Source organism: uncultured Anaerobiospirillum sp. (genome assembly GCF_902485895.1).
Classification (GTDB): Bacteria; Pseudomonadota; Gammaproteobacteria; order Enterobacterales; family Succinivibrionaceae; genus Anaerobiospirillum; species Anaerobiospirillum succiniciproducens.
Window position 1 is genome coordinate 83,273 of the sequence record NZ_CABTML010000028.1, and the last position, 21,322, is coordinate 104,594.

The window sequence follows — 21,322 nt, forward strand, 5'->3', positions numbered from 1 at the left end:
TTCTAGACTAAATCACGTCTAAGTAGCTACTAGACCTCAAGCTATATTTGGAAAACTAGTTTCTCGTCCTTTTAGAACATATAGCTAGCTTGAGCCTTTAGGCCAAATGAGTTTGTGTTCTCAGCGCCAGAGATGTTGATACCTACGTTGGTATTGAATGCGCCATACTGAGCATTTAACCCAACCGTTGTACTAAAGGCAACATCATCTATCACCTCTGCTTCTAGGTTAAGTTTTTTACCAGCTATCAAGGTGTTGTACTCGGCATCGGTTCCAGCTGCATTAAATGTAATGGTGAAATCAGCTGTTGGTGCTAAGGTCCAACCATCGCTTTCAATCATGTGACAGAGGGTTACACCCACTGGTACAGAGAATACATGCTGAACATCAAAGTCAGTTTTAGCCTGAACTCCAGTCTTGTTGCTTAAGTCGTAAGAGTCTGTATCAAGACGCACATAACGAGCGCCAATGTGCGGTGTTATATCAAGCGCATCAACAGAGATCTTGTAGCGACCTGTAATACCCATGGATAAAGCAGTGGTATTAGTTGACGCATTGAGATCAAAGCCCTCTACATCGTGAGAGATATGAGTAAAGGATGCATCACCAACTAAAGCAAAGCTGCCAAAGTTAGTTGCTGAGTAGACGCCCAAGCCATAATAATCGAACTCATTTTTCAGTCCGTAGCCATTGCTATTACCCTCAGAATCACCTGAGCCAATGTTCAAGGTAGCACCAAAACACATGTTTGCATAAACAGTATCGGCACCAAAGGTTACACCCTTCATGTCGATATCCGCGCCATGTTTTCCACCCTGAGCGTTAAAGCCCTCTGATCCAATTGACTTGTACATTGGAGTCAGCCATACACCACGATCTACCTCAGAGCCAGTGGCGATAATAGAATTAGAAGCAACATCTAACGAACCAGTGCGAGCAAGGATAGCTTCAGACATAGAGTTTACAGATGCCATAGCAGCTTGCTGAGCACCAGCATATGTTGCAGCATGTACTGCAGCATCAAGTTGCTTATACTTCTTTGCTTTAAGCATAGCCTCTACAAACTTATACCCCTGAGCATCACTGTCAAGCTTGCCCTGCAGTCTATCCATAATAAGGACTAAAACTGGACTTGAGATGCCAGCGTTTAGATCTGCCACCAAATTCTTATTGATTTCTAATTTGACAGATGAAGATGAACCTGCACTTAAGGTTCCGCTCAGCAAGCCGCCAAGGGATTCGACTTTAAACGATCCATCAACTAGAGAGCTAGCACCATTAGATGTTGATATGGTTAGATCGTCATTCTCAACAAAGTCGCCAAGCAGAATAATCTTAGAGCCATAGATATCATCTGCATTCGCACCTACGATTTTGCCATTTGATCCAGTAAATTGGATTGCAGCAGATTTCTTATCTGGACCAAAAGCCTTATCAGTCAGAACAAGAGCAGATCCTCCAACAAGCTGCACCTCATTAGGTTTTATATTCAGATTAGCATTAGCAGCGTCCGCCAAGATACCGCCTGTTAAACTATCAATCTTTAGAGGCTTATTGATAAAAACTGCATTACCGACTCCTGAGAAATCTTGAATATGGTCATTAAATGAAGCAGGCTGCTCAAATCCTCCAGCATTTGACATATATTGCTGCAAGCCTTCTTTAAGTTCTTCCTTAGTTAAGCCAATGCCAAGAACCGCGTTAAATCCTACTCCAATATGCGCCTTTAAAGTATCAGAACCTGTTGATGCTGTTTCGGAGTTTGCAATATCCTTGACGACAAGCATAGAAGGCTCAGTCATATAGCCTGTACCAACTTGAATAATTGAGTCATTCTTGAGTACTAGCTTATCAGCAGACATTTGCGAATAATTACCAGTGGTACCATTGTAACCAATGCGCATGAGTTGATTAGTACCAAGAGATAAAGTGCCTACATCAACAACAGATGGCACATAGTTGAAATTTATCTTGCCTGAGTTACTATCGAAAGGTGGCTTAGAAAGATCACTGAATACTAACCTATCTGCTTTCAAGGATTTACCTTTAAATTCTATGGCAGCTGTGGTTACAGAACCATTAACATCTAATGATCCGTTAGCAAATACATTAATACTGTCAGCATAAACATCGCCAGACTCAACCATCAATGATGAGTTATTGGCAATATTAAGATTCTTAACTGCCGCACTAGCACTGCCTATTCCTGCACTTCCGTTTAGCGTGTCCTTAACAACTACATTGGCAGAAGCAGCAGTAATTAAACCTTTCGCATTTCGACCAATATTTACAGTTCCTTTTGAACCACCAGTGGCAGAAGCAGTTATTGATCCTATGTTGCCATCTCCGAGCAGGGTAAGGGTGTTGTCAACGTCTTCAAACAATACCGCTCCAGTCTTTAAACCGTTATCACGCTTAACGGAGCGGAACGCTGTCGCAAAAGGAGCATCAGTCTTTACGGATACGAAGTTGTTAGTATTCTTGTTCTTATCTGCACTAGCATTAGTTAAAATAAGATTTCCACCTTGGCCTAACTTTAATGGTGAATCATCACTAAGAAGAACATTTCCTACTGAGTAATTGGTATCTAAACTTTCGTTGGCGGATACTATTACAGTTTTATTGTTGTATGTATCGTTTTGAAGTCGTACTGGAAGATCTTTTAAGGTTAAATCTTCTGGAATATCACTTTTATCGATATCGAGATTATAAAAACCCTTGAAATTAGCTAGCTGTTGAGCGAAATAATCATAGTCGCTCTTGGTCAAGCTCTCTCCCTTTGTGCTATTGATAATAATAAGACCATCACCACTTATGGCAGATGCCTTGACCTTAGAAGTGTCCAAGATATTTTTAAGATTAGCCCCTGCTCCATCTTTCTTAAAGATGTCATCAAAGTCGAATGCTGCTGATGCGCCTTCTTTCACAATAAAAGAATTGTTTGATGCCGAAGATAAATCTAACTTACCTGAGCCTAAGGTACTTAATGTACCGGCTTTAAGTGTGTAACTGCTATCTATGGCAAGACTTAAAGTACCGCCAACATTCAGGAAGCTGTCTCCGTCTTGCTCAGCTTGACCTTTAGTTAAGGTCAAATTAGACACACTCCAATTTGCTGTATTTACATAAAGCTTTGCAAACGACGCATCTCCTGATGAATTCAGGATAAGATCTGATGCTTTAACAACATTATTATCGCCAGAACCATCTAGTGTTAAAGAGCCGCTAGAAACTGATAATGTTTTGAGCGTAGCGCCATTTTCTGCACTAATAGCATGATCTACTTCTATCTGAGCCCCTCCGGTAATGGAGAAGGTCTTTTCATTATGTGCACCAGAGCCTACTTCAAAAGTTTTGAAAGCATATTTGACAGCTCCATCAAACTGCGAGCCTAGAAACTTAGCATTGGCCATTCCGCCTGCAATTAATAGAGTTTTGTTGTTGCTTGATATAACGTCTGTTAGCTTGCCTGAAGTATTGTCAACAAGATTTAACCCACTTGCACCAAGATCAATAGTGCCAACATCGTTAAAGTCCAGAGTATGGAGTCCAGATGGAGTTCCTGTCAGCGTAATAGCGCCTGTGGTACCTAGCATTGGCCTGATATCAGAACTATGCACATTTAATATGCTAGTAGTGTTTGACGGATCAAACTTTATCTTAGAACCAGCAACAGTGGTCAATGTACCCTTTGCAAAAGAAGCTTTCTTTTTGAAAGTAACTTCTGCTCCAGACCCAATGGAAAGATTGAAGTCCTCTCTTGCCTCCACAACCTTATCAACTTCAAGCTTGGATGGTGCAGAACCACCAGTGAGAACAATCTTGCCACTGCCTCTTAGCGCTAATACCTGAAGTCCATTGCCAGTTAATTTAGCTGTGCCGCCAGACACATTGATGGAACCAGCAGAAAATTGACCATCATAATCATGTTTGATAGTCAGCGTTTTGCCTTCGGCAACATTAATATTCGCACCGTCTAACTTAAAAACATCATTTGCTGTTATGTTGAGGTCACCTTTGGCATTGATGGTTCCTCCTGCTAAGAGGTTAAGAGTATCAGCCGCGATGGTGCCGCCATGATCTGAATCATAGTTTTCAATGACACCTCCGGTGAGATTCAGATAAATATAATCGTATCCGCCACCAAGCTTAGCATTGTCAACAGTGCCATTTAAGAGCACCTTGCCGCCAGTCATGTTGATCCTTCTTGATGACGTAACATCAGAATTCTCTCCAATGACAATCTTGGCACCATCAGCAATAGTGAGAGTGCCATCTCTACCAGAAGCCTTCAAATAGCCATAGTTATTTAAAATAACTACTGCCTGATCTTCACCAACATCCTTGCCGCCAATCATCACAGAACCGGCTTGGAGTTCTGACGTGCCATCCTGAGAAAATCCGCTAATATTTAAGGTACCGCCTGCATTAGTGAAGCTATCAATCGTGACTTTTGCAGTATTGTTTTCAACATTCTCACCAATAGTAAGAGTTGGTGATTTCTTTCCATCCGTAGAGTTAAGGCTGATTGAGGAGACCTGCTGTACGGTAAATACACCTGGTTCACTACCATTACCCTTAATGGAGTGCTGACCATCGGTAAGGGTAAGTTTGAAACCATTTTGATTAACTGAAGAACTGTTGCCAACGATTGCTAAGACGTTCTCTCCCGTGCCGTCTAAAGTACCATCTGCAAGTTTGTCCCAATCCAAGATGGCCGCCTGCGCTGGTTCTGGTGCAACTGATACAACAGATGCTGCTACAGTAGCGAGCGCAGCAAAAAGAGCCAAATTGGCGTTACGGAAAATGGCGCGATACTGAGCCATTAAGAAAGTAATTGCTCGATTTGTTTGTTTCATATACATATAAAGTAGGCGAACAAGCTGTCAAAATAGATCCTGAGTAAATGGCACAGGAGATTGAGCTTGTAAGATAAGCATGTAAACAGAATGGCTCAGATTGAGACATTCAAAATATGACTTTTTAAAGTAAAAAGTGCATACAAATGTACGAGATAGATTAGCACATTTGAGTTTTTTCTGTTAATCGTGCTTCTATTTGATGCTACAGATCTCAATAAGACTAATCTTAGATGACTAAATCAAAGAATTATGTATAGACCACTATATGAGGGCCATATTCAACGAGATCTTAAATCTCTTGGCGTCAATAGCTACTTTCTTAAATCTAGAAGCGTAAACAGATACTTTAAGGCAGGTATAGCTATCAGAATAAGGGCCGTGGATTCATTTTACTCTCTCACCCTTACCCTGATTTAGCTCGTCTTGTTAGCTAGCAATAATATCTTCGGGATCAAAAGGTGGCCAAAAGCTTTCGTACGGCAAAAGAAAGGTGACTAAGATTAGCTTGGTAAGTGGGCGGGGGTTATGTAGGGTGGTGACAACAGTGCCACGTAAGCAGCACTGTTGTTGAGGAAATAAACTTTGGTGCTAGTACTTAGCTAGCTTTGCTCTCTGCAGCAATAGCCTCATCAAGCTCGCCTTTTAAAGCGCGGTTGCGATTTACAAATGGGTAGGCGTACATCTGTAAGATAGTTGGACGTAAGTGCTCTGGGAAGCTGTCCATACGATTATTGAACTTAATCTTATCTTCAGAGCTGATGTCTGCTACATCGCTCTCATTAGCATAGCCTAAAGCTTTAGCTGCTAAGAGCACGCTTGGGTACATGGCATAGTTCTCATAGATGAACTTATCCATAATCGCAGCAAGCTGTGATGGAGTTTCAAAGTCCTGATCAATAGGCTTACCAGCTACGATGCTGATACGCCCCTTGTAGTCCTTAATACCTTTTATGATGCTACGGATATCCTCGAACTCGCCCTTCTTATATTGGCCATTGTTCTGAGCTCTTTCATAAAGCTCAGCAGCTTTGGCTAAATCACCTGGATCATACTCGTAGGTAATGGATACTGGAACGACTTTGAGTGAACGCATGTACTCGCCAAAGCCCTTATTTTGCTTACGGCCATACATGTGCAGCATCTTGAGTACTGCCTCTTCAGTGCAATCATTACCATCCTTTGCACGACCTTCTCGTTGTGCAATCCAGATAGAATGACCTTCTTTCAAAGAAAGACCGATGTAATGAGACAGATGAGTAACTTCTTTTAAAAGCTCACGTGGTGAGGTGATTGCTCTTTTTACGAGGAAGCTCTTATTCAAACGCATCAGGGCAGTAGCAGCTGGCATCTTTAAGAGGTTATCGCCAATTGCAATGCGCATGGTGTTGTTGTGATAGTTATGCAATGCATAATCGATCAGAGCAGGATCTAAAGAGATATCACGGTGATTGGAGATGAACAGATAGCCCTGATTAGGATCTAACTTTTCAAAGCCCTTGTAAGTGATGCCGTCAGTGGTAGTTTCGATCATACGATCGACAGCTTTAGCTACCTGTAACTGGAAGTCTTGAATAGAGTGGATATTCGCAACGGCAGACTTAATGTACGCACGCACGCGCATACGCAGAATCGGGCCGATCCACTTACTTAAACGTGGGTAGCGGAGCCTGACTATGCCATTGACCAAGGACTCATCGTTTTGAATAACGGTCAACTCATGATGAGCTTCGTCATCTCGACATGGACGAATATCATCAAAAATTGCATCCTCACTTGACGTAACCTCTGCGTTTACATCGAGGACTTGTTCACTCATCAGTCAATACTCCTGCATAACTACTCTAAAGTTACCAGCACGGCCTACAGGCCTTAAACTTGAGCTTAATATAAGCCATACACATTTGCAGCATTTAAAGCTTATAAATGTGCTTACAATCCACCAAAGCCTCTAGCTGTAAACACTGATGTAGCCAAAACATCAGCGCTTGCAAGAACAGCTAAAAGCATAATTACCGATAACTCTTAGCTTCACTAGCTTACATATCTAGTAAAAGCGAATCTAAAGATCATAACAGCAATCATGAATCAAACAAAGCACATCATGTGCGTATAGTGCCTTGAGAGATGTTTTTTTCTCGTAAATTAGACGCACGCAACAAATTCAGACAAAAACTAGTTGAGTTATATGCAACGTTGATCTTCAACAAACCATATTTTTTGGTCTGTAAAACATCACCTCACGCCACAAATACACAAAAACTCTTCTCCCCAAAGATTTAAGGACAACCAATCTTCCCTAACAGCTTGTATAGATACCCTGCCATGTTGACAGCCTGACAGGATATATATGCTTCAATCTAGCCAATAACTCACTTGAACTTAATGGGCAAAGGCCTTTAGACAATCGATGATGGCGATCTCAAACCTGAGAGAATGGAGAACTCGTGTGCAGCAAAGGTGTCAGTCATACCAGAAATATAGTCAATGAGCATACGAATACGTGAATACATCTCGGAGCTAGTACCAGCCTTTACGGCATCTAAATAGCCTTCCTTGCAACGCCTTGGAATACGGTGCATTAAATGTCTAGAGTACATATCTCCTTCATCTGCACTGAGGCACTTGTAAAATGCATCTTCACTCAGTCCCAATAAATGACTATAGGCATTGAATAAGCCCTTGATGCAAGCAGCGCCCTGCATCTCTAAGGACATGACCTCATTATCCGTATAGATGGCCTTTTCTTCAAAGAGGCGAATAAACTCAACTGCCTTATGAGCATCATTACCGTAATAAGTAATATTTAGACGTCCCTCTTCAAAGAACTCTCGCTCATTTTCCTTAATAGTATTGACTATGTCTAAGATGTAGTAAGTGGAAATACATTCTTTGAAGAGAGCAAGCAGTGCTCTAACACCAAGCTGCTCCATCATCTCAGTCAGAGGGATAGGATTGTTGCCATGCACAAGCTGCAGTACACCAAATGAATCATTCTTCATGCGGGTGTAAGCGTGCTTAATCATGTCCTCAAGTACCACATCTAAGCTGACCTTTTCATCAGAGTAATCAACTGTTTCATAGACACAAGCACTCTCACCTTTGCGATTGATGCGCACCTTCTTGCCGCAGTTGCCTTTCTTATCTTGCTTACTCTTTTGTGTTTTTACTGCCTCTTGCTGAGCAGCGGTTTTGTTACTGCCATTTGCAGAGCCACTTTCTTTAGCTGCATTCTTGTTAGATGCGCTATCTTTAGCAGGTGCAGCAAACTTTAGTGAGGCTACCATCTCACTACTTAGACCGTAAGATAGCTTCTTATAGCCATTTGCGCAGGTACAAGCACTAATGCATTTATCGCATGTGGTGCTGCAAGCATTGAACTTGATGAAGGTAATGAGGCTATCAAAGAGATGATAAATCTCTTTGTCTTTTAAGACATGGCGATCATAGGCATCTTCAAGATCAGCAAGCACATATGCAAGATCATCACATTGCTCCATGATCAAGGACAGCGGGTGACGCTTAGATGAAAGATTGCTTGAACGAATCATATCAAGCACTTCTTTCTCACTGATATAGCAGCCTACATTAGCGTGGATCTTATCCTCACTAATAGAGCTTTCTCTAAGTTCCTTGCAGGTGTATGGAACCTTGATACAAGATGAAATCTGTCCTAAAGACAAATTGAGCTTATAAACAGTGTGAGCAAGTCTCAAGCCTTGAGCATTGCCATTAAAGGCTCTCAGATCATCGCTCTCTTCGGCGCTGATCTTATCGGCGTGCTTTTGAACCTCTTGTGTAATCCAATCACGAATTACCTGTTCACCAAAGTGGCCAAATGGAGGGTTGCCTATATCATGCAGATAAGCTGCAGTCTCAACACAGGTAACCATCTCATTGAGCAGTGGATTAACGTTATGAATTTGTCCTGCAATAGCGTAGAGAGTATACCTTGCTAAAGCAGCCACCTCATTTGAGTGAGTCAAACGGGATCTTGAAGAGGCATTTATATCTAAAGGAAAGACTTGCGTCTTTTGTTGCATACGACGAAATGGCGCACTAGTTATCACCCTAGCACGGTCTTCTTCAAGGTTGTAGCGTACTGCATAGCGGTACTGAGCAAAGAGTCGTCGATTTTGCAGATCGTCACTGCTCAAGAACTTTTCTACCTGTTCACGATCACCATCAGCTGCACTATAGCGACGATTATTAATGTCGCGTTTAACGTTGGTCACCGCCCTATCTGCAGCCTCTTGAGTGGTCATCTTGACGTTCTCATGGCTGTACAAAGATGAGTATGGCTTAAAGTGATTAACGAAAGTATCGTCTCTATCTATGTCTTTAGAAAACAAGGTAGAGTCGCTTGAGAGCGGCTCAACTGTTTCGGATAAATCAGCTTTTGGATCTAAAGAGGCACGACGCAATAAAGCGCGAGACATGTCTTCATACACAGAGCGCTTAAAGAAATGTGGCGAGAAGTGCTGTGTAAAGAATGGCATATGAGTCGCGGAATAAAAGCGATCGCGACAAAACAAACTTATAAAGATCTCTGCTGATGTAATACGTTCCATGTACATATACCAATCAGTTTAATGCTGTGGTCACCAAGCTCGCATCTTGTGACTTACAGCAATAGCGTTAACACTTTGGCCGTCGTTATCTAATACTTAGATCTTGCCACAGCCTCTAAGACTCAAGCTTTTGCAAGATGCACAAATAAAAACAGCGGCATCCTTAGTTTTCTAAGAGAGCCGCTGCTTTGCAAAGTTAGTTAAAACAAGGTTTTAACATTAGTAAATTGGTGAGCTAGTTGCGCTGTACTCATCAAAACCTTCGTAAAGGTGTGGCTCGTTCTCACGCAGCTTATCCAGCATCTCGCGAGTTACTAAAACAACGCCTGCATCGGTACGGAAGAAACGCTTAGCATCAAGAGACTCGTTCTCACCGATGATGAGGTTACGTGGCAGCTCAACACCACGGTCTAAGATTACCTTAGTTAAGCGGCATCCACGGTGGATTACGCAAGAAGGCAGAACTACAGTCTCATTTAAGCAGCAGTTAGAGTGCACACGAGTATCGGTGAACAGCACGCTGTGGCATAAAGAGGAGCCTGAGATGATACAGCCAGCGGAACATACGGAGTTCATAACCACTGATGAAGCACCGGAGATGTCCTGTACGAACTTAGCTGGTGGTAATTGCTCTTGATGAGTCCAAATAGGCCATACGGTATCGTAAACGTCCAGCTGTGGCTGAACAGCTGCGATATCCATATTTGCTTCCCAGTAAGCGTCGATAGTACCAACATCACGCCAGTAGCAGATGTCCTTCCAACCTTGGTTGCGGATGCATGACAGAGCAAAGTCGTGAGCGTGAACCTTATGCTGCTGCACTAATGCAGGAATGATGTCAAAGCCGAAGTCACGACGTGAGTTTTCGTTGTTAGCATCAGCGGTTAATACCTCATACAGGTAGTCTGCATTGAAGACGTAAATACCCATTGAGGCTAAGGTGTGGTTCTCGTCATTAGGCATGCCTGGTGGATCCTTTGGCTTCTCGAGGAAGTCAGTAACCATGGCATTGTTGTCAATTTGCATACAGCCGTAAGCTGAAGCATCACAACGAGGAATAGCAATACAAGCAACAGTAACTGGGCAACCGCTCTTGATGTGGTCCATGACCATTGCGGTGTAGTCCATCTTGTAGATGTGATCAGCAGATAAGATCACAATGTACTTTGGCTTGTGGTTACGGATGATGTCGATGTTCTGGTAAACAGCATCTGCAGTACCTTGGTACCAGTGCTCCTCATCAATACGCTGCTGAGCTGGGAGAAGATCAATGAACTCATTGAACTGACCACGAAGGAATGACCAGCCTGACTGAATATGACGAAGCAGAGAGTGTGACTTGTACTGGGTAACAACACCAATACGAGTAATGCCTGAGTTTACACAGTTGGACAGAGCAAAGTCGATAATACGGAACTTGCCGCCGAAGAAGACTGCAGGCTTTGCACGATAATCAGTCAACATGTGCAAACGGCTTCCACGACCGCCTGCTAAAACCAGAGCTAATGTTTGTTTAGCCACTTCACGTGCGTTTTCCATCAATTGACCTCTTTTTCTTCAGCTTTCTATAAATTTGGTTTCAACATCCTATAGGCAACATCTTGTTGTAATTGATTAGCGATGCGATGTTACCTTGCGTTGCTGTCAGTACAGCGTGTTTGTTCTGCCATCATGCCTGTCTTAAGTTAAGCATAAAGCAAGCGGTAAGTTAAAACTTTACGCTGCCATGCTTATAAAACTTCTTTTATAGATAAGATCACCTTGATCTTGCACTCGCTATCTGCCCTTTATTTTAAGATCTTAAGATCAGATGGGCTTTTTTATATAACCGTTTTGGGCGGTGCTTTTCGTATCTTTATGGGATCTTATCTAAGTGCTAAAGACACAGCGCATATGATGGCGCTTGTCAGTTGTGTTCCAATTGACCAAAAAGTCGTAAGAGCTCCACTAGCGTAATCTTCTAGTGCATCTGACAGGCTTTTGAGTAATGAAAACTACAGTTGTTATTAGCAGATGTAAGAAACTTATATGCTGATTGTGCAACATCAATACTAAATAAGCTATTGCAGCACACTCCTTTTGTGAGAATACTCAAAGAATCATGTAGCTTTCTTGGATCCAAGAAAAATTGGCTACTCTTTGGGATTTTTTAGCAATTTTGTTGGAGCTATGAGCGCTTTTGTCAAATTCATCATTTCAGCTTGCGATCATCATCACTGAAATAAGGGAAAAAGGCTCCTTTTTTAACCTGAGAAGCTACATTTTGATCTTTTCTAAGGCATGCAAAAACTTGATAGCTATCACATCCAAGCGCTACAATGGCCTTTAGCACATCATGTAAAAATACACTCAGATCTGAAACATAATCGCACCGCTATTGGCCACAAAGTCTTTAAATGTGCACGAGCACATGAACTGTATATCCTCCCACCACAAAGATGCAAAAAATTATCAACTAGAGAACAATCAAAGCCATTGCGGCGTAAGTAGCGCACCGATCTTGCACACAATTTCAACACTTCCTCACAAGAGTTCTCTTTAGATGTCCGGCCATGTCAGAGCCTAAGAAACTCATAGCCTCTATCGCCCGCACAACCACTCACGATCTCAATGCCTAAAACTGCAGAGCAGCTGCCCCTTTTCCCTCGTGCTCTCAAGGCTAGCCTAAGAAAAGTCTGGCAAGATCACCACTCTTAATAGCAACTTAATACTTATAGCCAAGATCGCCACTACAACTCACGACAAAGCAAGAGAACAGATGCGGCGTTCTTGATGCGATTATGGCCACTGCTATCAAGCATAATGCCCTGGAATTTTGCCAAGCGGTTCAACTTCGTATAGCCAAAGCATTTAGCCACTGACGCAGATACATATAGCCAAGGCATTTTGCTACCAACAGAACTACATATAGTCGTGGTGTTTTGGCTACTGTTTATACTACGGGGCTTTATGTTGTACCGTTTAGAACATACAATAACAGCTAAGCTATTAAGGCTAAATTATCAACTGACACCATCTACAATAAGATCTTAGTCAGTTATCTGTTTGTCTTTGGTATCTGGCTAGCTAGACTGCCACTTAATCAGGAAACACGTATGCGTATCGGTATTATTGGTCCTATGGAAGAAGAGGTTACCCTCTTAAAAGCAGCTATTGAGAATCAGAGCGTCGTAAATATCGGCAACCGTGATTACATCAGTGGTTCATACAGCGGACATGAAGTTGTCTTAGTTAAGTCAGGTATCGGTACTGTCTGTGCTGCAGAGGCTGCTTTAACCTTAGCATTGCACTTTAAGTGCGACGCTATCATTAACTCAGGTTGCGCCGGTGGTATTGGTCCAGGCCTTAAGATTGGCGATATCGTGATCTCCAATAAGCTTGCCTACCATGACTTTGATCTTAAGATCTTCGGCTACAAGCGTGGTCAGGTGCCATCATATGAGCAGTACTTCAATGCTGATCATGCTCTGATCGCTAAGGCTGAGGCTGTTGCAGCTAAGCTCAAGTCTGATGAGGGATTTGAGCCAAATGTATGCACTGGTGACGTATTAACTGGCGATCAGTTCATTGCCAATAAGCCACTGTGTGTTGCTATGCGCGAAGACTTCCCAGAGGCTATGGTTACTGAGATGGAAGGTGCTGCAGTTGCTCATGTTTGCAGCGACTTTAAGGTTCCTTTCTTAGTCATCCGTTCTGTATCTGACACTGCTGATGGCGATAGTCCAAAGGTCTTTGATGAGTTCGTACAGCTTGCTGCTGATAACAGTGCTAAGCTGCTCTTAGCTTTAATCAAGGCCATGTAATCAAAGCTGGCTCTTAGCAAGCTTTTATAACTACTAAAGGCTCAAGCTCACACGGTATATGGCTTTAACATGGCGCTTTTAGCCCGTGATTTAAGATCTTGATTGATGAGCGAAAGCTCAACAGCTTATCGCTCTATACATAAGATCATAAGCTGTTTTGATGCGCTTGAGCTTTGCTGTACATCTAAGGTAAAGCTAACAATGAGGAAAGACCATTAGTGCCCATAGCGAAGAGCTTATGCATAATTTGGTCTTTTAGAATATGAATCCATCGATCAATCTCACCTTACCGCTTGATGCTGAGGATGTATCAGCAGCTCTTAATCTAGGCTCTAGCAAAGTTGATGAAGTATCAGTTGATCTCATGGGATCAGGCAAGGCTGATCTTCTTGGTAGCTATCAAACTCAACCGAGCACCGTACAATCTAGCACCTCTACAGAGATCGCTTGGGAACAACTCTTTAATCAAGGACAATTTGATCCATGGATCTTAATTCAAGAGCCTGCCTTAGTCTTAGCTGTAGCCGTAGTGCTGCAGATGCTCATACCTATTCCTAAGAGCTTAAAGCTTGAGGGTCTAGCCCCTATCTTCACTGGACTTGCACGTAAGGTTAACCGCCCAGGCATCTCCACATCACAAAGAGCTTTTGCAGGATTTATTCTGCCTACGCTGATTTTGTTTGTAGTCATGTTCTTGGTATTTACCCTGGACATCATCTCTGACTTTGACTACATCATATCTTTAGTTGTGATGTTCTTAGTTCTTGATCTTAAGTTTGTTCAAGATCGCTCAGTCGTAGTGTATCGTGCGCTTCATGAGGGCTTTAAAGATAAAGCTAAAGACCTACTGTCGGATATTGTGCTCAGAGAGACTCAGCCTTTATCTGAAATGGGCATTGCTAAAGCTTGTAGCGAGAGTGCCATTCTGCGCATCTTTAGCGGCTGGTTTGCAGTAATGGTCTGGTATTTCATCGCTGGCATTGAGGGCGCTACCTTGATGCAGACAGTAAATATCATGTCCCGCAGCTTTAACTATAAGTTACAAGGCAACTATCGCTTTGGCAAACCACTCTTTATTGTGCACCAGACTTTACTGTTTATTCCTGCCATAGTGCTCATGTTCGTCTTAGTATTTTCTAAAAACCCAATTAGACATGTAGTATGCGGCTTTGATGGATTTTCCAGATACCCTGCACCTGTATCAGGTATGGTACTTGGCGCTGTAGGCGGTGCTTTAAATCTCACTTTGGGAGGCCCTCGCTATTACCAAGGTGAAATCTTGCGCCTACCAAAAGTTGGAGGTGAACTTAATCCAGATCGTCAGTCTATACTTTACTCTATGCGAAAGATTAGAATGTGCGGTCTGATTCTCTTAGTATTAAGCGTTATCATCGACCTTAATATCTAAGATAGATACCAAATCAAGACGATTGTTCATAGCTTAATTCCTATAACTTCAGCTGGATACTATTCATGGCAAATTCAGAAAATAACGACTTTTCCTTTGAGGATCTGCTTAAAGAGGAAGTCATTCAAAATATCGACAATATCGATCTTGCTGAACAGTTAGGCAAAGTCACTAGGATTGAACAAGACAAGATCGAAGTACGCGCTCCAAGCATGGACAAAGAAGAGTCCAGAATCAAAAAGGAGGCGGCTGTACGTGACACTAAAGAGGAGAGCATCGACTATTTCTCCTCTACCCATGTGCCAATGGTTGCGCCTACCGAGGTACTTGCATACAGAAGTAATGGAGCCCAACCTTTCCTTCTTAAAAAGCTTAAAAACGGAGAATACCGTGAGGCTGACTTTATCGACTTGCATGGCAAGACTACTGAAGAGGCCTACGAGTTTACCCGTCGCTTTATCATGCACGCTCGCAAAGAAGGATTCCGCTGTGTTCTGATCATTCATGGTAAGGGTGAACGAGAGCATTTAAAGCGTAAAGCAACCTTAAAGAGCTACGTCGCTCACTGGCTTAGACAAATGCCTGAAGTCTTAGCCTACCACTCTGCTCCTGAATGGAAAGGTGGTACTGGTGCTGTTATGGTGATCTTAAAGAAAGGCGATAAAGAGTCAGATGACAACCGCGAGTTACACGCACTAAGAACTCGCTAGCTAACGCCTAGAGCCTCTATATAAATGAGACTATCCCCTTAGATGCCTGTGGGCATCTAAGGTATTAATCTTCCTGCCTAGCCTTTGCGCATCAACAGTATTGATGCTTCTGCCCTAACCTTTGCGCATCAACGGTATCGATGCGTCTGCCCTAACCTCTGCTAATCAAAGGTATTGATGCTTCTGCCATAGCTTTTGCACGTCATAGTAAGCCCATCTTTTTATCCATTTACGTATTGTCTTAATAATATCGGCGCACTCATCTTTGACGATGAAAACATCACTTAAATCGTTGTACCTAGACAATACTGATAAATACTTTGTGCATTTTTAGATATGGGCAAAAACTGACTTAGATCACGTCAGTTGCTAGTGATTCTTAAGACACCCACCATTTACTGCAAATAAAACAGATATACAGGCCTTTTTTGATACGACAAAGACAAAACCGTGCTTGATACAACATAACATACATACTGTTTTATATATTTTGACTGTCAATCATAAATATACCGACTGTCATATATTTTAGATATGAATGTAAATCAAGAAATCGATGGCCTTAAAACAATTCTTAACCAAGAATCTCGCACCGTAAGCTTAAGTGTGTATCTAGATAATTGGTACTCTCCGCGTACCATTTCACAGCAACCTCATAGTTGTTGGCTTGTATGCACTTTTTATACTAAAGCGTCACTACTCAGTCGTGCCTTCTATTGTCTTGCGAGCAGACACTCTCTGCTAGGATGCGACTTATAGCCTTTTTTCTAGGTTTGCTGTTTTTGCAAAGAAGAGAGAGTTGTACTAATGCCTTTCCTAAGTAGGCATTAGAGCTAGATTTATTAAGGCTTGTCCTGTGAAGATTCCAACAAAGTCAAAGTCCGTCCGTATTAAGCCAGAGATCCCTTTTAAGCCATGGGCTGTTATTCTGCCTACCTTGCTGGTAGCTACAGTGCATGATGCCAATGCGCTGCAACTAGACATACGTAATCACTGGGTACGTGACTACCTAGACCTTGCACAAAATAAAGGTGTTTTTGAGCGCGGCGCTACTGGTATTGAGATCATGCGTAAGGATGGCACCATCCTTAAGCTGCCAGATGTACCATTCCCTGATATGGGTGTTGTTGCCAATCAAGGCTCATCAACCTCTATTGGCGGAGCCTACTCCGTTACTGCCACACATAACAAAAAATATGGCCCTTGGCATGTGTCTGTTGGCAAACCAGACTGGGGCAAAACTACCTATTACGCTCAGTCAGACATCCATGTAGACCACCAAAGCGGCAGAGGTGACTTTTCTGCTATTCGCTTAGACAAGTTTGTTGTGGAAACACGTGGCGTTGAAGGCATTGAGACAAATCTTACTGATGCAGAGTTTGTCGAGCGCTATGGTGTGATGTATGAGGGCAAGAAGCAAGTAATTGCTTATCGTGCCGGCTCTGGCATGTTCTCTTTGCAAGATAAGAATGGCAAGACCGACTATCGTGATGTCTCATATAAGCCTGAGCTCCTCGGTGGTTCTTTCTTAACTTTGAGAGGGCAAGGTCGCGGCTCTGAATGGATTGATTTCCAGAACTTTAAGTCACTATCTAATACCACTACCACTGGCGATAGCGGCTCTGGTGTCCTTATTTGGGATAATCAAAAGCAAAAATGGGTAATTGCTGGTGTACTTTTCGGTATCTTAGGCAATAGCCAAGTCACTTTCTTTAGATATGGCAAGTGGAATCAAAAAGTCGTAGATGAATTAAAAGCTAAGCACACTCATAAGATTGCTCTTGCAAACCAAACACTTACCTTCGATGATACCGAGATGCGTAAGTACTCCATTGGTCAAGCCGCTGCAGAGACCTTTGGGGACAAGAAAGATCTATCATTTACTGGCGGTGGCACCATCAACTTAAAGCAGAATCTGCATTTAGGCATTGGTGGTCTGATCTTCGATAGCAACAATGACTATATTGTTAACGGCGATGCCTTTTCATACAAGGGTGCCGGCATTGATATTGGTAAAGGCAGTACCTTACAGTGGAACGTTACAGGTGTTGCTAACGAAAACCTCCACAAGATTGGCGAAGGCACTTTAGAGGTCAACGTCACTCAAGGTGGCAACTTAAAGGTTGGCGATGGCAAGGTCATTCTTAAAGCTGATAAGAGCTTTAACAATATCTACATGGCCAATGGTTACGCCACTGTTAAGCTCGACACACAAAACGCCTTAAATACCGGCGATGGCCGCAACGGTATTTTCTTTGCCCGTCATGGCGGTACCTTAGATATCAATGGTTTTTCTCAAACTTTTGAGCGTATTGCGGCATCAGATGAAGGCGCAATTGTCACTAATACTGCCAATCAAATTGCAAACATCAACTTTAAGCTTCCTAAATGGTCATATGCCTATCATGGACAATTCAAGGGCAAGCTAAATGTAAATCATAAGTTTGCTGATGAAGTTAGCGATGAGATTAAGCATAAAGAACGTCATCTGATCTTAGATGGCAATGTCGATATTGATGGCGATCTCTCTGTTCAAAATGCCAAGCTCACTATGCAGGGTCTGCCTGTTACCCATTCATACTTTGGTGTGGCTAAATGCGGTAATCCTGCAATATTCCCATGTCAAAGAGACTATGTCCAAAATATTAAGGATAAAGAGCAGGCAGATAATAATAAATACGGCAGTCATTATAAGAGCAACAATCAGATCAACTCTTTTGATCAGCCTGACTGGAAGCAGCGTACTTTTAAGTTTAAGAACTTAAACTTAGACAATGCAGCCTTAGGCGTTGGCCGTAATACCACCTTGTTAACTGACATCAATGCGGTCAGTTCCACCATTCAATTTGGTGGTGATGTAGCCACTTTCCGTGACAATCACGCAGGTGACAATGTTACCGGCTTTGACTTTAGACAAAACCTCATTGAGGGTAAGTCTATAGACAATGAGAGCATCTACTACGAAGGTGCAATCACTGCTAGAGACTCTAAGATCACCTCCTATGCTAAAACCATGGCAGCATCCTTTGATCTTAGCGATAACTCAGTATTTGAGGCTAAAGACAAGGATAGCGTTACCCGCATTTTAGATGCTGGCATTAAGGTAAAGGACAGCTCCAAGTTAATCTTAGGCGACATCTTTGTTGAGAAGACTAAAAGAGATATCGTCATCGAAAAAGATGATAACGCCACTCTCTCAATTGAAGATGTTATCGTCACTGAGGCCTCTTTAACCTTACCTGATGGCGCGGTTAAAGGAAGTCTTAATGCTTACAAAGATGCTTCCATCAATGTAAAAAACTGGACTTTAACTAATAACAACCTAGCCTCTCATGACAATGGTGTCATTAACATCAAGTCCTTAGAAGTGCTCGGTAAACAAGACGTTGGCAGCGCCAATATCTATGTTAAAGATCGCATGGTGATGAAGGATGTTAACCCTAACTCTCTCAACTCAAATGACAGCGGGTGGGTTGGTCTTAACGTCAATGAGCTTACCTTTGGTCGCGATTCTCAGATCTCAGCTGAGTTTTCCAATGACTTCCTGTCATTAGCTAACTTAAGCTTAGATAAGGAACATACTTTAATTCAGACCAACAAACTTACTGATGACCGTTTAAAGTCAAAGATCGACTTTACCCTTCAAGGTAAGGCTGTTAATGCCATTAGCAAAATAGATGGCAACAAGATCAGCTTTACCCTTAAGGATAGCTACTTCGATCCAGACCACGGCAATGGTGGTCCAGGCTTTGGTAAACCTGAAGATGACAAACTGCTCAACGACTTTTTCTACAGCCCAGTTGGCTATGAGTTCTTAGAACAGAACAAGTCAGAAAATGCTGTTGAGGTAATTACCTCTATTCTTGAGCACAATGCATCTTCACCAAATAAGTACCAAGAAGCAGCAATTAAAGATGCCTTATCCATGACTGATGTTGAGGCCGGTGTTGAAGCGTTAAACAACATTGTTAGCCGTACTGAAACATCCTTTGATAAGACAGCTAAGAACATTAACCAAGATACCTTAACCCGTCCGATTCGCAATGTAGTTGACTCACGTTTAGCTTCACTGCGTCGTGGTGCTTATAAAGGTGTAGCTCAATACGCTCCTGTAGCTGCTTTAGGAGACAGCTTTGATGGTGCCAAGATCTCAGATCACAAGATTGCTAATAATAGCGTCTATATGGACATGAGTGGCGGTATTGAGAAGAATGGCTCTTATGAGGAGAACGTACTTAGCTCAAACGTAGGTTATGACCACGTATTGAAGCTTGGCAATGATCGTCTAGTCCTCGGTGCTGCTGGTACTGTAACTCAGGTTAACAAGAAAGATGTGGGTTCAAAGGATGAAGGTCTGATGTACTCACTAAGTGGTTATCTTTCTTTTGAACAAAAAGAAGGCTTTGAGTTGCAAAGCTATCTGACCGCTGGCTACCTGATGAACGATCGTACTTTCATACCAGAGATCTCATTAGGCGAACAGAAGTTTGATGAGAAGAGCTGGGTACTAATGAGCTCCAACTACTTTAAGTACCACTTTAGAACTGGCAACTTAAGCATTAAGCCTATGCTTCTTGCTGATGTGGGCTGGAATAAGACTTCTGACAGTGAATCAACTTACTTCAAGCGTGAGGGCTTTGCTGAGACTACGGTAGACTTTGGTGCTGGTCTTGAGATTGAAGGCTTTAATGAGGATATGGGTTATCTCTTCCAATTTACTGCCAAGAAGAACATCTACTCTTCAGAAGATAGTGTTGGAATTAACCTCAAGAACTCAGATGGCTTTATCTCTTATGGCTTATCAGAACGTAACGACATTCGATTCTCTGCCAACGCCATGATTTCCAAGCGTATTAGTACCGATATTATGATGGACTTTGGTATCGGTGCTACAGCCAACACTAACGGTGCTTACGGCCTCAACGCCAACAGCCGTATCCGTTGGCTCTTCTAACGCTATACCATAACATCCTAAAGAAACTATTTATTGCTAATTGAGGTGTTGCTAGCCACAGCTAAGGCTGTGTCTTGGCAGCACCTCTTTATTTTTGCAAATCTTTATTTTTGCGCCCCTTTGTTAAACACCTCAAAGCCCCTCCTGCTCTCAACGCCTTTCAAACTGATCGCCTCACTTATCTAGCAAATCATCAAACTTATCAAGTTGATCACACCACTTACATTGCTCATCGCATACTGACATTTGAAGGCTACATATAAGTTCTATATCCACTCCCAAAATTTGGCTTTTGTACAGACGTTATTAAGCCGTTTGTATGTAAACTAGATATAAAATATAGCATTAATGCAATCATTTTTAGACAAATGTTATGTAGTCTATTCTGTGTATATCTAGGTCTTTGTTACACTCAAAAGAGTTTGGCAAATGGCACTAATACGGCTTTTATTGCAATTTTGTATCACTTTTAATGTGTAAAGTTTGAATGCGCTTTTTTTAAGCCTTTCATACGGCATATAAGCCATTATTTTAGCCATGCCTAACCCTCGTGGTTTTATCCGTTATCCTCATGGAGGTTATCCGTACTCCTCATGGAGGTTATCCGTACTCCTCGTGTGGTTATCCGTACTCCGCTTGGGTTTATCCGTTTTTTTGCTGTCAAAAACGACAGCTTTGAATCTTTGCAAGGTACCTGATAGACACTCCCTCGTAAGACACATATGCCTATATGGGAATAAAGCAGCTTGCTTTACCACTTAGGCAACTTCAGAGCTTACTGCATGAGTGAAGTGCAATGCTTGCACTTAATCGCTTATGAGTTAATCAGTGCCGCCACGCCTTCAGCAGATTCAAAAGTGATTAAGACTCTTGTTCTTGTTGTTGTTCTTAGTACGTTTGGGCTTGCTTTAGTTCTAGCTGCTGAGTATATGCAGGTGATCACCTTACTGCTGTTTGGTATTGAGTTTTCAGAGTTTGCTCTCGCGTCAGCTAAAGAGGCGCGGGATCAGTAATAAG

The 21,322-nt window shown here is 42.3% G+C and carries 9 protein-coding genes; 5 read left to right on the forward strand and 4 right to left on the reverse strand.

Annotated features, from left to right (window positions below; translation table 11 throughout):
• Window positions 1–71: 71 nt before the first annotated feature.
• From RDO37_RS02805 to glgC, 4 genes are all read right to left on the reverse strand, one after another.
• On the reverse strand, window positions 72–4,865 hold the full coding sequence (locus RDO37_RS02805) for an autotransporter outer membrane beta-barrel domain-containing protein (RefSeq protein ID WP_308498023.1): 4,794 nt from the start codon (window positions 4,863–4,865) through the stop codon (window positions 72–74).
• 592 nt (window positions 4,866–5,457) lie between these two features.
• Window positions 5,458–6,678, reverse strand: coding sequence for a 1-acyl-sn-glycerol-3-phosphate acyltransferase (locus RDO37_RS02810; RefSeq protein ID WP_308498024.1), 1,221 nt, complete (start codon window positions 6,676–6,678; stop codon window positions 5,458–5,460).
• Window positions 6,679–7,258: 580 nt separating this feature from the next.
• The gene (gene dgt / locus RDO37_RS02815) at window positions 7,259–9,430 is read right to left on the reverse strand and encodes a dGTP triphosphohydrolase (RefSeq protein ID WP_308498025.1); all 2,172 of its coding nucleotides are present in this window, start codon (window positions 9,428–9,430) and stop codon (window positions 7,259–7,261) included.
• A gap of 219 nt (window positions 9,431–9,649) precedes the next feature.
• Window positions 9,650–10,969: a glucose-1-phosphate adenylyltransferase gene (gene glgC / locus RDO37_RS02820; protein ID WP_303073580.1), complete on the reverse strand. Its 1,320-nt coding sequence runs from the start codon at window positions 10,967–10,969 to the stop codon at window positions 9,650–9,652.
• Window positions 10,970–12,525: 1,556 nt separating this feature from the next.
• Here glgC and RDO37_RS02825 point away from each other — a divergent pair.
• From RDO37_RS02825 to RDO37_RS02845, 5 genes are all read left to right on the forward strand, one after another.
• Entirely contained in the window at window positions 12,526–13,233 is a 708-nt protein-coding gene (locus RDO37_RS02825) for a 5'-methylthioadenosine/adenosylhomocysteine nucleosidase (RefSeq protein ID WP_027938902.1), read from the forward strand.
• Window positions 13,234–13,495: 262 nt separating this feature from the next.
• Window positions 13,496–14,641, forward strand: coding sequence for a cobalamin biosynthesis protein (locus RDO37_RS02830; RefSeq protein WP_308498026.1), 1,146 nt, complete (start codon window positions 13,496–13,498; stop codon window positions 14,639–14,641).
• A 65-nt stretch (window positions 14,642–14,706) separates the two neighbouring features.
• Window positions 14,707–15,351: a Smr/MutS family protein gene (locus RDO37_RS02835; protein ID WP_027938903.1), complete on the forward strand. Its 645-nt coding sequence runs from the start codon at window positions 14,707–14,709 to the stop codon at window positions 15,349–15,351.
• 856 nt (window positions 15,352–16,207) lie between these two features.
• Window positions 16,208–20,305 carry a S6 family peptidase gene (locus RDO37_RS02840; protein WP_308498027.1) on the forward strand — a complete coding sequence of 1,366 codons (4,098 nt, stop codon included), beginning with the start codon at window positions 16,208–16,210 and terminating at the stop codon, window positions 20,303–20,305.
• A 782-nt stretch (window positions 20,306–21,087) separates the two neighbouring features.
• Entirely contained in the window at window positions 21,088–21,318 is a 231-nt protein-coding gene (locus RDO37_RS02845; RefSeq protein WP_308498028.1) for a hypothetical protein, read from the forward strand.
• Window positions 21,319–21,322: the final 4 nt, after the last annotated feature.